13 protein-coding genes are annotated in these 15971 nt (G+C 49.5%); 1 reads left to right on the top strand and 12 read right to left on the bottom strand.

Annotated elements, in window-relative coordinates; translation table 11 throughout:
• Positions 1-146 precede the first annotated feature (146 nt).
• The gene (locus ACDI39_RS02390; RefSeq protein ID WP_000606835.1) at positions 147-5633 is read right to left on the bottom strand and encodes an Ig-like domain-containing protein; all 5487 of its coding nucleotides are present in this window, start codon (positions 5631-5633) and stop codon (positions 147-149) included.
• Between the two features lie 727 nt (positions 5634-6360).
• Here ACDI39_RS02390 and sugE point away from each other — a divergent pair.
• On the top strand, positions 6361-6678 hold the full coding sequence (gene sugE, locus ACDI39_RS02385; protein ID WP_000118520.1) for a quaternary ammonium compound efflux SMR transporter SugE: 318 nt from the start codon (positions 6361-6363) through the stop codon (positions 6676-6678).
• On the opposite strand, the gene ACDI39_RS02380 is transcribed toward sugE, so the two are convergent.
• The 11 genes from ACDI39_RS02380 to ACDI39_RS02330 form a co-directional block, all read right to left on the bottom strand.
• A complete protein-coding gene (locus ACDI39_RS02380) occupies positions 6675-7208 on the bottom strand; it encodes a lipocalin family protein (protein WP_001221666.1) in 534 nt (177 codons plus the stop codon). The genes sugE and ACDI39_RS02380 overlap by 4 nt on opposite strands.
• A 93-nt stretch (positions 7209-7301) precedes the next feature.
• Positions 7302-8447, bottom strand: coding sequence for an extended-spectrum class C beta-lactamase CMY-16 (locus tag ACDI39_RS02375; RefSeq protein ID WP_014386387.1), 1146 nt, complete (start codon positions 8445-8447; stop codon positions 7302-7304).
• 323 nt (positions 8448-8770) lie between these two features.
• On the bottom strand, positions 8771-10033 hold the full coding sequence (locus ACDI39_RS02370) for an IS1380-like element ISEcp1 family transposase (protein ID WP_000608644.1): 1263 nt from the start codon (positions 10031-10033) through the stop codon (positions 8771-8773).
• Between the two features lie 284 nt (positions 10034-10317).
• Positions 10318-10701: a TraA family conjugative transfer protein gene (traA, locus tag ACDI39_RS02365; RefSeq protein ID WP_000993344.1), complete on the bottom strand. Its 384-nt coding sequence runs from the start codon at positions 10699-10701 to the stop codon at positions 10318-10320.
• 12 nt (positions 10702-10713) lie between these two features.
• Positions 10714-11292, bottom strand: coding sequence for a type IV conjugative transfer system lipoprotein TraV (gene traV, locus ACDI39_RS02360; protein ID WP_000793435.1), 579 nt, complete (start codon positions 11290-11292; stop codon positions 10714-10716).
• Positions 11289-12605, bottom strand: coding sequence for a TraB/VirB10 family protein (locus ACDI39_RS02355; RefSeq protein WP_000595749.1), 1317 nt, complete (start codon positions 12603-12605; stop codon positions 11289-11291). The genes traV and ACDI39_RS02355 overlap by 4 nt, the downstream gene beginning before the upstream one ends.
• On the bottom strand, positions 12602-13519 hold the full coding sequence (locus ACDI39_RS02350) for a TraK domain-containing protein (RefSeq protein WP_000794249.1): 918 nt from the start codon (positions 13517-13519) through the stop codon (positions 12602-12604). The genes ACDI39_RS02355 and ACDI39_RS02350 overlap by 4 nt, the downstream gene beginning before the upstream one ends.
• The gene (locus tag ACDI39_RS02345; protein ID WP_001049717.1) at positions 13503-14129 is read right to left on the bottom strand and encodes a TraE/TraK family type IV conjugative transfer system protein; all 627 of its coding nucleotides are present in this window, start codon (positions 14127-14129) and stop codon (positions 13503-13505) included. Before ACDI39_RS02345 ends, ACDI39_RS02350 begins: the two co-directional genes overlap by 17 nt.
• Positions 14126-14407, bottom strand: coding sequence for a type IV conjugative transfer system protein TraL (gene traL, locus ACDI39_RS02340; protein ID WP_000805625.1), 282 nt, complete (start codon positions 14405-14407; stop codon positions 14126-14128). The genes ACDI39_RS02345 and traL overlap by 4 nt, the downstream gene beginning before the upstream one ends.
• A 144-nt stretch (positions 14408-14551) precedes the next feature.
• On the bottom strand, positions 14552-14917 hold the full coding sequence (locus ACDI39_RS02335; protein ID WP_001052530.1) for a hypothetical protein: 366 nt from the start codon (positions 14915-14917) through the stop codon (positions 14552-14554).
• A 335-nt stretch (positions 14918-15252) separates the two neighbouring features.
• Positions 15253-15915, bottom strand: a complete 663-nt coding sequence (locus ACDI39_RS02330) for a hypothetical protein (protein WP_001231464.1) — start codon at positions 15913-15915, stop codon at positions 15253-15255.
• Positions 15916-15971 lie beyond the last annotated feature (56 nt).

Genomic DNA, 15971 nt, shown 5'->3' with positions numbered 1-15971 from the left:
CTATCCCCTAAGATTGGATTACTGGATGCTGGGCAGTGTATCCGGGGGATGGAAATAGACTCGCCTCTGTAATAGCCCAATTTGGACAATTCCAGCGCGATACAAAAAAAAGCCCGGTCTGAACCGGGCTTTGAGAGGAATGAACCTTAGTTCATGGTAACAGCTTCGGATTTGCCCCCAGAGTCATCGACCCCAACCAGAGAGATGGTCGGCATCGTTTCATAGGTGCCCTTGCTGATAGTCACTCGATCAGAGCTGATGCTCTGCAACTCACCGGCAATGGTCCATTCGTAGGACTTCATGCGGCCATCGGTATCTTCGCAGTTCGCATAGACGATCCACGACCCAACGGTCTCTCGTGAGCTCAGGCTACATGCAGGCAACTTGTTCTCTGCAACATTGATGTTCACCTCGCCCTCAGCTTCATGCCCCATTTCTGAGGTTATTTTCAGCTTGATGCTGTGCTCACCAGCGCCCAGAGTTGCTCTGCCGTAGTAACCACTGCTTTCCAACGGTGTACCATCTACCGAATAAACACGAGTCGAAATACGGTCGCGTGGGTGGCCGCCAGAAATGTACGGTCGCAACAGCACATCCAGAGGCTCACGCTCGTATTTGTTCGAGCCAGAGTATTGCAGGTCAATGGCATAGGGCGCTGCCTGGCCGATCTTGAGCGGTTGCTCGATCACGGTCTCATGGCCGCGAGCATCACGGACAGTGACCTTGATGTTGTAATCACCCGGCTCATTGATCACAAAGGACCGGACAATATCCTGCCGCTGATCCTGAATCACAGCGCCTTCCGGCAACTCCCACTCGTAGGTCGGCTCTTCCAGCTTGCCGTTGAAGGCAATTGGCCGCACTGACGCGGTGATCGTCGCAGGAGCCACGTCTGCGTTCTTCCTAACCTGCATTCCGAAGCTCGGCCATACATACTGCCAAACGCGGGAGCGTAGGCTATGCGAAGCCTCTGCACCCTGATCTCGGTATCCTTCGATCCAGGTGGTGTACTTCGTTTCTACAGTAGCCTGATTGAGGTCAGTGTCAGAGGGTTCGTACTCAGCAGTATCACCCTGCACAATCGAGCCATCAGGCAGCGTGAAGAACCCGTTCAGCTTCACGTCCATCCCACGGTAAGGCAGGCTGGTTTCGGCTTTGAACACATACTTCTTACCGGTCTCAATAACTCGCGGCCCTGTCACGTAAGGACGAGGTGCCTTCACTGCTCGGAAGTCAACCGCCGTTTTCGCAACTTCATAGGCATAGCCGTCATCAGCCGGTGCCGTGGCAGAGCGCACACGAGCCCACAGGCGGTATCGGGTTTCTTCATCGCTCGAAAGCGTGATGCTATCCCCTGTCTGCGCGTAGGTTTTGCCACCGTCAGTAGACCACTCAACAATGGCATTGCCACCGGAGATTGGCTCATCGTTCAACGTCAGGTTCGCTGTGTACTTGCCTTCACTTCCGACAAACAACGTGGTCGGGCCGATAACAGCAATATCAGGTTTGTCGTAAGCGACAACACTGACCGCTTCGGTGTACTTTTCCGCACCTGAGTTGACGTTCACCACCTTGGCCCGAACCTGGTACTCCCCCTTGTCGAAGGTCTTCACAAGCTGATACTTGTATCGATCTTCTGGGATGAACTGCTCCCAGGTTTTACCGTCGTCCTTACTGGTTTCCCACACAACCTGGCCGGTAGCCCGGAGATCCTGACGGTCGTCCAAAGATAGCTTGAACACAGCAGTGAACGGAGCTTCACCAGACAACTTGCGAGCCTCCACGCCAGCACCGATGGCACCACCGCGAAGCACTGTCAAGAAGGCAGGTCTGATAGACAACTCTGTGCGGTTGTAACCCTCAACAGGGCTTTCCAGAACAGCCTCAGCAGCGATACGGACGGAGGAAGTATCCACACCAGACAGGTCTACTGAGAACTGAGCTTCACCGTTCGATGCTTCCGCATAATCAGTGAGCGCAACCGTCTCGTTGTAGGCCTTTTGCTGGATCAGGCGTACTTTCCACACCCCCATCGTGTTAGCGTCATAGTCACCATCAGGTTTGTACTGATCACGGATGAGAACCCTAACCGGCAATGCCTGGGTGTCAATCGCGGTATCACCTTTAACTTCAACGATAGGACGGATACTGTCAGAAGGTGCAGAGATAGCCCGGTAGACAACCTCAGTCTTCACATCAGGCACCTTGTTGTAGGCCGCGTTCACCTTGTAGGTGGTCTCCTCCCACAACGCTCGCTCATCGGTATTGATGCGGCGATACACCTTATTGGTGGCACCCCATCCCGGAGTGAAGGTCTCAGACTCAAGAACATCCGAGTTGCGCGATATGGCAATATCCAGATCAGCTCGTTCAGAGTTGATAATGGCATCACCCAGGTAGTTACCTGTCATCGGCACCAAGTAGATGTTGTCTTTGAAGTTGTAGTCGGAGGCTAGTTCAACGGTCGGAGCTGGTGGGTCAACCGCTTCGACATTGAAAGTCTCGTCGTTCAACGTCACCCTAGTGCCGTTACGGGTGAAAATACTTACCCGCCACCCCAGTGGATGAACGCCGTTGGAGGCCAATGAACCAGAGAGCGAAGGTGATTCCGATAACGGGTCTTGGACCAATCCATCGGGGATCTGCTGCCACTCGAACAGACAGGCACGGCTTGCACTACCAACAGCCTTGTTCGCGGCCTCTTTTTTCGCACGGTCTGCGCTGAGGGTTATAGAACAGTCTGGCCCCTTGCTCTGCTTGAAGTTCACATCAAAATCTTCAATGACGCGATTCACCTGAGCAATGTCATCAATCGGGGTGTAGCCAACAGAGCCATAGGCAGTAGTTACCGTCAGGTTCTGAGAGCCAGACCCAACTTTTACCTTGGAACCGTCACCACTGAACAGGTACAGGCTGTATTCGACAGGTTGTTCACCAATGCTCACAGCCTGCCCCACCAGCCCAGCAACTTTCATCCCGTTGTTGTCCTGCGTAGTTTGTTCAGCCTCATCTGGAGTTCTGTCCCACTGGAGCAAACACACCGGGTCACGAATTGGGTCTGCGGCCATAGCCACATCCTCTTTCGTGGTGAACCGGCAAGGCACACCCGACTCTGGCAGGGCATAGATTTTCACTGGGTCAATGACCTGGCGAATTGTCCATGATTCAGCAGAGAGCTTAGCCGTCCCTTTCCAGGTATTGATGTCCACAACCAAGATGGGTGAGTTCGGCGCGGAGGTCATGACAAGAAGGCTGGAAGAGCCGACCACATCAGGAACAGCAGGTTTAACCGGAATGCTCAAACGACCACCTGACGCACCGAAATCATGTTGGCTCATGATCCCCATTGTCTGGCCTGGCTCGATACGCACCCCATTAACCACCAGCGGTACTTTCGCATCAGAACGTAGGGTCGCAAACACGTCGTATGAACCTGTCACGACAGCACCATCACTGAGCGTCAGCGGCTTGGTTTCGATGATCCGTTTGCCATCTGCATGAACAAATTCATGAGTGACAGCGGGGACCATGACCTTGCCATCCATCCCATCCGCCAGCATTACCTGACGAGGTTTGTACTCGAAGCCAACAGCCTTTTGAACCGCATTGCCTTGTGCATCCTCACCGGAAACAGTCAGCGTGTAAGATTCCCCTTCCTTCAAAGAAGGGAACATTACCGGGTACTCAAGGCGGAATCGACCTTTCGACTCCTCACGCCAAGACAACTGCACCTTGTCATTGGCAGGCCCCCCTACAAGGGCAATAGAGGTCAATTTAGGTGAAGGGTCGATAGCATCAGCCAAGGTAATAACAACATCATCTAGAGTCTGGATAGCTGCTCCATCTGCCACACTGAGTGTCATGGTTGGTGGCGTTCTATCAGACGTTATCTGGAACATTGGTTGTCGCGTTAAAGGCCCGTGCATCTCCTCTGCTGCGGCAACAAGACTGTATTGCCCCTCAGGGAGAGTTTTAAGATCCCACTGGTAAGTGTAGTTCTCCCAGTTGTTGGCTATTAACCCACCAGTTGGAGACAGCTTGTTGCCTTTGCTATCTTCAATCCATGCACTTCGCAGACGCAGCCTATCAAAGTAAGCGCCTCGTCCTGGCTGGTTAACGAATAAGGTAAATACCTTGCTATTTTGATCGAACTGCTGACTTAGCTGAGGGTAGTGCTGATCGTTCCAGTTAACCTCTGCCCAAAGAGGATTCGAGCGAAGAGATTTATCCGGATTGAAAACTGTCGCATTATCGTGGACGTACCCTGTTGTGCCTTTAGCCATTGTGAAGCTATTTGCAATCACGCAGCTATCTTGACCAACAGGAATTTCACAGCTTCCCCTGTGAACGGCAGTTTGAACGTAAGGCCTTGGTTCAACTTTGACACGGATACTACTAACAGTGACAGGAAGAACAGAATTGTTCACCCAGTAGCGGTAAAAACTAGACCATCCTATATCACTGTAATTGTAGTCCACACCCAAAAGTCTGGGACTTTTAGGCGCTGATGGAGAGAGTGTGAGGTTATAAGCAATACCGCCTCCCCCCCACTGGCCGAAGTTCACCCAACGCCAATAATTGCCGTCGGTATTGCCATAAGGTGCGGTTGTGACGAGATAAACATAGCTGGCATCTTCTCCTACCTTGGACATCTCTCCCAAGGCATTGGTCATATTTATCCCACCTTCTCTATACTCATGCCAGTTATCACGCGGAACACGCCAAGCTAACTTGATTGGGTTAGTTTTAACTGTCATGCCCTCAGTGTAAGCAACAAATCCGGTTAATCCAGGGCCTAAGTTGTTTGTACTTGAAGGGTCATAAACACCAAAAGGTGCAGACGGAGCATTGGTTATGCTATCAAACATCACTTTTTGACGAGGTGAAAGATAGCTATTTCCAGCGCTATCGCTTATCTCAAACTGAAGTGTAAACACTTCATCCAAGTCAGAGGCTGGGAAAAAGCCAGATTGGAAAGACTGTCTAGCTTGTCCGTTAGCGTCATCGTAGTTCACGGATACATCTTTGTAGAGTGAACCGTCTTGACGATACAGCTTTGCTTTGACGCCTTTGATGGGTGACTCATCAGAGATTCCTGACAGCAAAAAGGCATTATCCTCAGAGCCACCTAGACCCAGTTTCCAAACATCACCGCTAGTAACCTGCCCATAGTTACTATAAACCGGGGCAAGCGAAGAGTAGGTTGGCGGCGTCACATCGACAGTAAGAGGGTATTCATCCGTCTGTACTGTAGAACCATCAGAGGCAAGAATTTCCGCCCTGATAGTGTATGCCCCACCAACTGGAGCTGGTAGTTGAAGTTCCGCACCATAGTAGGATTTTCCACCCACTGTGATGCGATCAGTAGCCCCAAGAAGGTGGCTGGTCGCTGTCGAAACCACTGTTCCATCCGACCGAAGCACCGAAATCTTTACCTTTCGGTCGATACCGGCACTCAAGGCAAACGAGATATTGCCCGTTGGGTTGGCATAGTTGGCATTCGGAGTCAGAGACCGTTGCGTACCATCTGGAGCCTTAAAGGTGTATTCCAGCAGCTCTGCATGAGCAGCACCAGCGGTAAGAACCGCCAGAGCCCCAAGCATCGCCGGAATTTTAGGCTTGAAATTGATCATCGCATTCTCCATTCGTTTTGAGTTACAAGAACCCAATGCTGGAGGTTACGGGAGGGAGTGCATAAACATGGGCTGTGGAAGTGCCCTTTTTGAGCAAATAAGGAAATCCTGAATTGTGTGGGAGAGTGTGTTCAGCGTGGTGTGCTTGGTCAAGACCGAATGGGCTACGGATTGAGAGGGCACGATGGGTGCATGCTGTCTGTCTGCTGATTGCAGTAAAATTAGTGGGATGACGCCACAACTCATAAAAAAAGGTTTAATTGGCGGACTGGAGTGCGTCTCGCTAATAAAACTGTATAAATCCGCGATCACCAGATGCGGTTTCCATTGCAAAATATGCTCTTTTGCTAACAGGAGATTATTGATTCCTGATACCAGAAATGAGGAGCTGAACCTGCCAGAATGATTAAGCAAGGCCTCTATCCCTGTGCGGGTAAAGTGGCACCGGTCAATCACTAAAATTTTAAGCATAAACGTTTCGCATTCAGAAGAGGGGCAATCGACTTTCTGGTTTCAGAAAGCCCTTCATCATAGAGAACTCCGATGAGTGCCAAATGCGGGAACTACGCCGCTAATTATGCTTAATTCTTGCTTTTAGCAGGCGGTGAATAAAAAGGTTGAAATTCATTTTCTTCCGGGCAAAAATGCCATTTCACACATTAGCTTTGCAGGACGACCTGCAAACGCTTCTTTCACCGGGGACGGCCCCATTGTTCTGGAGCCTGATATGTCCTGGATCGTTTTATTAATTGCAGGTTTGCTCGAAGTTGTCTGGGCGATTGGCCTGAAATACACCCACGGTTTTACGCGTCTTACGCCAAGCATTATCACTATTGCGGCGATGATCGTCAGTATCGCCATGCTCTCTTGGGCAATGCGCACGTTGCCTGTAGGAACCGCTTATGCGGTCTGGACCGGTATTGGCGCTGTTGGGGCGGCCATTACAGGGATTTTGCTGCTGGGTGAGTCTGCCAGCCCGGCACGTTTGCTGAGCCTTGGGCTGATCGTTGCTGGCATTATTGGTCTGAAGCTGAGCACTCACTAAGCGCCAGGCTGTTTCACCCAAATCAGTTTATTCACTTCAAACCCTTCCCGGGTCGCGATGGCTAACATTTGCTGTTTCATTTCATCTGAAATAGTAGGGGTCCGTGAAAGGATCCACAGGTAGTCGCGATCCGGACCACAAACCAGCGCGTGACGATATTCCCGGTCGAGTGCAATTACGTTATACCCGCCATAGAAGGGGCCGAAAAAAGAAACCTTAAGCGCGGCTCTGCTTGGGTCGCCGGTGAAATAGGCTTTCCCTTCCGTTTTCTGCCACATCTCCCTGTCAGGGTTATAGCCCTTGTTAATAACGTTGATGCCGCCGTCGTCGCGCAAGCTGTATGTTGCGGTCACTTTATCCAATCCGCGCTCGAAACGATGGTCGAAGCGCGCAATTTCATACCAGGTTCCCAGATAGCGTTTGGCATCAAAGTTATTTACCACGGTAACGCCTTTCGGCGGTGTCGGGGAGCTACACGCGACAACCAGGAATGCAGCCGTAACTGCAGCAACGACGGGCAAAATGCGCATGGGATTTTCCTTGCTGTATTTTTGTTAAGTGTAGATGACAACAGGAAAAAAAGAGAAAGAAAGGAGGCCCAATATCCTGGGCCTCATCGTCAGTTATTGCAGCTTTTCAAGAATGCGCCAGGCCGCCTCGACACGGACAGGGTTAGGATAGCTTTTGTTTGCCAGCATCACGATGCCAAGGTTTTTTTCTGGAACGAAGGCTACGTAGCTGCCAAATCCACCAGTGGAGCCCGTTTTATGCACCCATGAGGCTTTCACTGCGGGGGCGGGCGGGTTTACCTCAACGGCGGGAAGCGCTGCCAATGCCACTTTGCTGTCGCTGCCGTTGATGATCGAATCAGCTTTCAGCGGCCAGTTCAGCATCTCCCAGCCTAATCCCTGGTACATATCGCCAATACGCCAGTAGCGAGACTGCGCAAGCGCAATGCCCTGCTGGAGCGTTTTCTCCTGAACGTGGCTGGCATCCATGTTGGCCTGAACCCAGCGGGCCATATCAATAACGCTGGATTTCACGCCATAGGCTTCGGCGTCAAGTTGTCCCGGAGAAACGTGTACGGGCTTCCCTTCGCGATAGCCCCTGGCATAATCTTTTTGTTCGTTCTGCGGAACCGTAATCCAGGTATGCGCCAGTTTTAATGGTTGCAGGACGCGTCTGGTCATTGCCTCTTCGTAACTCATTCCTGAGGGTTTCACCGCCAGCGCGCCAAACAGACCAATGCTGGAGTTAGAGTAAAGTCGCTTAGCGCCCGGAGTCCATTGCGGCTGCCAGTTTTGATAAAAATGCAGTAATGCGGCTTTATCCCTAACGTCATCGGGGATCTGCAGCGGTAGGCCGCCTGCCGTATAGGTGGCTAAGTGCAGCAGGCGGATACCCTGCCACTGTTTGCCTGTCAGTTCTGGCCAGTATTTCGTGACCGGATCGCTGAGCTTAATTTCGCCGCGGGCGATAGCATCGCCGCCCAACACGCCGTTAAACGTCTTACTAACCGATCCTAGCTCAAACAGCGTTTGCTGCGTGACTGGGTGGTTATTGGCGATATCGGCTTTACCCCAGGTGAAATAATAGGGTTTTCCCTGGTAGATAACGGCAACGGCCATACCCGGAATAGCCTGCTCCTGCATCAACGGGGTGATGGTGCGATTAACGATATCGGCAATCTGTTGTTCTGTTTTTGCGGCAGCAAATGTGGAGAAAGAGGCTGTCAGCAGCAGAGCGCAGCATAACGATTTTTTCATCATGAAATCAGTTCCGTAATTAAAAGCAAAAAGGTGTCCGTGCCCGTCAGACGCAATCAGTGTGTTTGATTTGCACCGTGTTGACAAACGGTTAAATTTAGCAGCAGATATAAGTTTTTCCTAAATTCCACGTGTGTTTTTTATTAGCTTCAAAAATCACTATTTCACGAAGAATTTAGACTGCTTCTCACACATTGTAACATTATTTACAACCACCTTTCAATCATTTTTGATAAATCATTGATTTCATCTTTGCTGCAATGATACTTAATAAACTCTGCAAGTTATCCACAGAGCAACACTCAATTTTATTGATGATATTCTTATTATACCAGACATTTTTCATACACTCCCTTGTACGGATAGTTTTCCGACAACTTCATGATTACATATCTTGCGGTTTTGATTATTTTTGCTGCAAGAAATACATACTTCAAACGAAAGGTCTTTATTTGCTGTCTGTATTCTGAAGAGTCCAAGGAATCAAACTTGAACAACAAAAATAGGTTATATGAAAGCATCATCATTTGAAACACGGCTTCATTCGCCCAAAATGACTTTAGCAAGAGATGACCCACCGCCATGTCGTATTTGGCTTCTTTGATATAGTTTTCAGCATTACCACGCTTTTCATAGTATATAACTACTTTTTCAGAAAGCAAGGTAGTATTTGTTACAAAGAAAAAGTAGTCGTATTCGGAACCTTCTAAAAGTGATAATTGTGCTCTTTCTTTTTCTGGTTTCAGTACGCGAGATACGACAAATCTTCTGTCTTTTTCCCATTTAACTAATTTTGTATACAGTTCTGTAGTTTCTCTACCTTCTTCTCCTTTAACGAATACAATTGATGAATTCGTTGCTTGTGAGGTGAGTGTAGAATAACTTTTGGCTTTAATTAAATATTTGCATCCAAGAGATTCTATCGTTTCGATAATTTTTTCATCAAAGTAGCCACTATCCATTCGAAATAAAATTTCTAAATCGTCTGATTTGATGTTAGCAACAATTTCTTTGATCATTTCCGCAGCACCGTTTGCAGTGTAAGTATTGCCACTTCTTACAAATCCGGTAACATATGCTTTTAATTCGTCGCAAAATGCAAATTGGATATTGTAGCATCGGTTTCCCAGTTTCTTAGGATTATATCCTTTTGACGCACCTTCTTGATGACCTTCTACGTTAATTACACTACTATCAATATCAATCGTAATGGATGTCAATTTACTTTTAGTGAGCAGTTTTTTAAAGACTTTAAAATTAATGTCTCTAAACATTTGGGTTGTCTTGAAGTTGAAGTTTCCTAGAAACCGTGACACTGTTTCAGGTTCTTTTACGGAAATATCAAACTCGTTGACGAGGGGATCATTTTGAAGTAGCTTTAGACGTTCTAACTTATCAATGCCAATGAAGTGACCGCAGAGCATGGTCTTTATATGATTCATCTTGATTTTATTTGTTGAGTCATTATCAAATACGAGGTCATTTTCAATAAAATCAAAAATCCCATTGCTTTTTGCATTCTCAAGGAGCAGAAAAAGACCTGCATTTGATGTTAGATTCTTAGCTTTGAAATCAATTTTATTAATCATAATTAGAACCCCTTTTTACTACTTTTCTTACTATTATTTTACCATATATCGAGTCATAAAAGCTGATAATTTAACATATTTTTGAGCACTTTTCTTTCACCCAATGGGTGAAAGCTGAATTTCGAAGGAATGCATATTTATCAAGGCTTTGATTATGCTTTTTGAAGTACTGACGTAGAATCTAGGGAAATAGTTGGAATTTGTTATGACTGGACTTTTTGCCAAAAAATAAGGGCAGCTTTTAGGCTGCCCCTATCACCCGTTGATTAACGGCAAGGTGTCTTTTACACCCCCAGGCCATTGCTGAGTTGCACAACAGCCGGGATGACCTTCTCTGCATGTTCCAGAGTAGCAGACATGATGGATTCCACTACGGTCGGGGAGTTGTACAGGCCCATACCGCCACCGATACCCATAGCGAAAGCCATGAGGCTCTGGCGAGCGATACCACCAACAACACCGACCAGGATCATCGCACCCGCAACGATTCGACCCAAAGTACCTTGGGTCCAATCCTTGAGAGTTACCCATACGTCGTCAAACGCTGTACCACCAGTACCAGCGTGGGCCTGATCCGGCACGAGCAGGAAGGCTACCACCATCAACCCCAGGAAGAGGAAGAGTGCGTTGTTTTTACTTGAGGCATTCGCCAACTGATTTGCGTTCATCAAGAACATCTCCTATTTGGTTGTTTCAGACTTCGGTTCGTGTTGTACCGTTTGCAGCGGTCTCAAAACTGGCTCACTTTGCGGTGTGCCATCCCCAATCACCCACCTGCGCGGTTCGATTTCGGTATAGACATACCCTGTCACGATGAGATCACCATTGGTGTCCTCCCAGGGAGCTACCCAAATCCGCATAACCTGTGCTGGTGTACGAATTGGAATCGGGCGATCCGGAAGACGCGGTGCGACATAGTTGTCAATCACCGGGTCTCCGGAGCTAGATGAGTTCGCTGAAACGTTTGAGGAACCTTCGCCATCCGCTTCCGCTTTGGCCTCGACTTCCTCTGGTTTCATTGGACGCGGGACATTTCCGTCATTGGTTGCGGCGTAAACGTCTCGCGCTGACATACACTGAACACCATTCGGCATTCCCGGACAGCTATACTCATCCTTGCCGATGTTGAACGTCGAACAGCCCGACAAAATAAGTAGCGCTGCACCCACCCCCAACATCTTTGCGGATCTTACTGCCTGTTCCTTTTGAGCCTCGCCTCTGGAACTGCCCTTTCTGGTCAAAATGTTCAAATTTTTCATTTCTTGGTTCCCCCGGTGGAACGAATTTGTAGCTTGGTTCCTTTGGTCACGATGATGTCTACCTGACGGCCAGCATCGACCTCGATAACAGGGAAGATGCCTTCGGCCATGTCGATATAGAACTGAGCGATGCGATCTAGCGCCTTACTGGCCCCCTTCACTGCTGCTCCCTGCAACATCTGGTCGGAGAACACAGACTGGTACTGGGTATTTGAGCCAGGGTTAGTGCTAACGACCGGCACAGGATTGACGTCAAAGGCTTCGGAAACGCCACCAAGGAAGCCTGCCATCAAGCTCTTGGCGATGATTTGCCCCTGCTTCGATACGACGCGACCACGGACACCGGCCTTACCGTCTTCACCCACTGCATAGGAATCCAGCTTCGCTTCTATGACACCCCCATCATCCCGAACGCACGAGAAGGTCTCGCCACGCAGGTACGCTCGCTCTGAACTGAGATCTCCATAGCCTGAAACAATCAGGAAGCACTCACGAACATCCGCACGGAAGCGGTTAGGCAAAATAGCCTCTTTCTGAATCCTGAGGGTCGAAGGGAACGGATCTCGACGAGCACCTTGAGATGTTGGTGCGTCCATACCGTTGATGAGCACCCCTGTCAGGATGGAGCCAGAAGGTAGGTAGATAGACTCATCATCCTTGTTGTCCTTCTCTTCAACTTCTGGCGCTTTCTGCGAGTAGCTCACTATTTGGATGCCTGGTTTAGTTGCATCACGACCGTCTCCCTTGCCAGTTGCAGGAGCCCCACCCTTCGAGTCAGGAAGCGGTGCGTCCCGAAAAAAGGATGCAGGATCTTTGTAGTCGAGCTTTTTCTCCATGAACTGACCATCACCACCAGATGCACCATTAACATCGGCTCTGGCATCCTCTGATGAAGAGGATGTTTTTCCACCAGCAGCGCCGGTTTCGACTTTCTTAGCCAATTCCATGTTCTTCTGGGTCAGGCGGTCCAAATCTTGACGAAGGCGGGTCATCTCACGGCCAACATCACTGGATTTCCCGGCAGTGGTTTTGGTTTCCTCCAGCTCTTTCTTGACTCGTTCCAGCTCCTTTTTCAGGTCGGAGTTTTCACGAGACACCATCTTCACATCGGCAGACAACGAATCTATCCCGATCTCACGGGTGTTTTTGTCTGTGAGAACGTGCTTGATGGTTTCTTGGCGACCGCGCTTCTCTTCTTTCTTGGGTTCACCAGAGAACATTGTCACGACCGCAAAAAGAACGAAGACGCCGCCAGCGATAGACACCCAACGCTTCTTGTTGGGGTCTAACTGTGTCCAAAATCGCTTAATCATTGGGCACCTCCCAGCAGCGATGGACGCTTAGACGTTGGTGCGAGACCACGCTTCTGCTTCTTCGCCACATAGATCTCCGTCTTCTGGCCGGGCTCAAGCACGTTAAGCGGCCACGTAGTCACCGCAGCCACATCCCAGCTCCCACACAACGCCTCTTTGAACTCAATAGGCTGATCAGAGACGTTCAGGGCGACACCGATGAACACGTTAAGGTGGTGGCCCATCATGTATTGCCCCTTGCTGAAATCCACCTTTACCCCAGGATGAGCGCAGCTCGGCACCGCAGCACCAGCAGGGATGCGGTTCAACGTGTAACCTTGAGGGACTTCACCAAGAGCAATCTTGCGGAATACCGACCGGATGGTTTCGACATAAGGCTGGCTCTGTTCCCAGGTCTCAGCCTTGGTATTGGCAAAAGCACCAGTGATACCTACACCACCATCGAGCTTGAGAAAGACTTCTCTGGGCGGAATACGACGGGGAACCATCGTCAGGCTGAGAGCTTGGGCTTCCGAGCCTTTTTCAGTAATGAACATAGTCACCGGATACTGCTTATCCGTGGCGACATAGACCACATTCTCTTTGATGCAGACCTCACCACACTGGCCGTTATCCGTCGCCCCGGTCAGAGATGTTGAAACGATCTCAGGATTGCTGAAAGGCGTGACGATTCGGTTCGGATGACCAACGGCTATCGGGATGATCTGGTTAACCCCCGGCTTCATCGTCAGTAAGGGGTTTTCATTCATGCTGCCCACAACCTCATGGGAGCTTTGTCCTGACGTCACAGGGGCAGGAACATCCTTTTTCATAACACTGGCCGGGACAACAGGAATGTCATCCGAGGCATAGGCCATTGAAGTTCCAAGCGCCAAGGACAGCGCCAGGAGCGAAAGTTTAGCGTTGTTCTTCATGCTTTCTCCGGTTTTCTTCTTTGCGCTGGAGTTGCTCCAAAACAGTTTTGGTGCGTGGCTTTCCTACATAGGTGTCGATGTAGTCCAGCACGGGCGCGTAGTTTGAAATCTTGATGGCGAACTCGTAGGAGCGTTCGCTACGCTCTTCGTTAGAAGAAGCCCCTTTGACGTAGGAATATCCGTAGACAAACACCTTGTCGCTCTTGGGCTCGTACTCAACAAAACGCGGCTCAAACCGCATGGTTACGCGGTCGTTCTTGATCTGTTGAGCTTGAATTTCGATGGCATCAATCACGTCCTGATAGATGCTCGGGGAGAGAAGCGGGGTGATCCGTTCTTTCACAAAGTCAACGGTTCCTGGCGTCACATTGCCAAGGAGCTGAGCAAAAGCGAAACCCCAAGCCTCTTTATAGGACTGAGAGGCGTTACTTTTCGTCACCCAGGCTTCTTCCGTGAGCGTGAAAGGCTGGATAGTGACGATGGTTTCCTTGCTGAATACTTGGACCACCAGCAGGAAAACGATAGCAATAAGACCACCCTGGAAGATTCGCCCCCACTTATTTTCTGTTTGGGTCCCTTCCCAGGTCTTGAGATACTTTTTCAGGTTCAAGGCAAATACCTCCGGACAAACGGGTTCTTGAGAGATTTGGCCTTGGTCATGATGAACCCGGCCCAGTAGATCATGTGGAGCAGGTATCCATCCGGATGGTTATCCCTGAATCGGCGATAAAGGTTGGTTACAAGTAACCCCCCCAGAAAGCAGATCAGAGCCTTACCGATGATGACCCCTATCGTTAGCCCCAAAAGCATCGGGGCCAACTCATCTGCGCTCCACAACAGCAGATGCGGGGGCTCATCGACCCGGCGCGGTATCTTTACAGGCTTCATAGCAACCCTCTTCTTTTCCTAGTGGCCTGTATTCTCATTCAGGGTCACTGATTTTCTGCCACGGCTTCGCGCCCTTTTCGGGCACTTCCAGCGACAAATAAAAAAAGGCGGCCTAAGCCGCCTTTTTTGCGTTTACTGGATCGGTTATTGATTTTGAGGAACCGCTTCCGAATGTTTTTCCGAAGCCGCAACGCTAACTTCATTGGCTGGTCGGGCCACCTCCAGAGTTTTCACTTCCTTGTTAGCATTGGCTTTAAACTTGAACATCAGACTGTACGCCGCCAGCAGGAAGAAGCTGAGAATGCCCCAGTAGGTCTGAACCGTGCCCAGAGCCTTGGCCGGGTCACTTGCAGCTCTGTTGGCCGTATCAGCAGCCAACTTAACCCACTGACTCCAGTCAAAACCTGCCGCAAAAGCAGACAGCCAAAACGCGACGGCCACTGGAACGATGAAGATGCACATCAGCACCGCGTTCATCAAAAACCAGAAAAATTGTTTATTAAGGTTCACACTTCCTCCCATTAACCTAGAAAATTGAATGCGTGTTCCAGGTTCATCCCTGCAACAACACCTATAACGAACATCACCTGCCAGACAAGGAACTGCCAGGAGATGAATGAACCAGATGAGCTTTCGCTTTCTCTGACGTGAGCTTGTGCGGACATAGACCCTCCAAATAACTTGTCGTCATCACGGAGTAATCGTCTCTTAATTGATCAATCTAGGAACAGTGCTGTTACGGCCCATTTTGGGCACTTTATGGAGGTTTATTCGAGGAGATGATAAGAGCGGGAGGCGAAAAACTTTCACATGTGAAAGTTCAAAGCGGCCGATGGCCGCTTGTTTCACACTGTTCTATTGTAACGGAGTTCTCGATAAGCATCCCATGCTTGCTCTGATGAGACACCTCGACGACCAACATCTGTGGCGCACTCAAGGTCCATCTTGTACTGCTTAACCTTCTGGTCTGCTGTATCGCCCCAGCTCATGGCTGATGGGTACTTGGAAACACTAAACACATTTTCAAGTTCAGCCTGATAGTCGTCGTTTTGTAACAGAGGTTCGGTTTCACCATCATCCCAGCGAATGTAAGCCTTACCCTGGAGAGCCTTCAAATGCAAAGGCACCAGTAAGGTGGAAATCACTTCGTCAGCCCTGATGTCTTTGTAAGCACACCAGTGAGGTTTAACGGTGATCACACCATTTACCAAAACGATGTCACACGCCAGTGTCGCTTCAACATTATCGTTAACATCCTGCCGAGCGTAGATCTCCACGAAACCAACCTGCTCTGGATCAACCTTGTCGATGAAGCTCCAAAAGCTGGGGTACGACGTTCCATCGCTGAGCGTCAACTGACCGTCATGCTCTTTCAGTATACGGTTCAGTTGTGCAGTGAAGAACTCTGCCGACACTTTTCTTGCCAATGGTTCCATATCACTCAGTCGTAGAGTGGCTCCTCCACTCCCCTCATACACCTCTCCAAAAAAGAAATCTCTCTTACGCATTAGCCCGGATTTCTCATGACCGCATAAACAAAAACGGCTGAAAGCCTTATGATTCT

Source organism: Pseudomonas sp. Tun-23181 (assembly GCF_057415455.1).
This window is presented reverse-complemented; position numbering and strand designations above follow the sequence as displayed.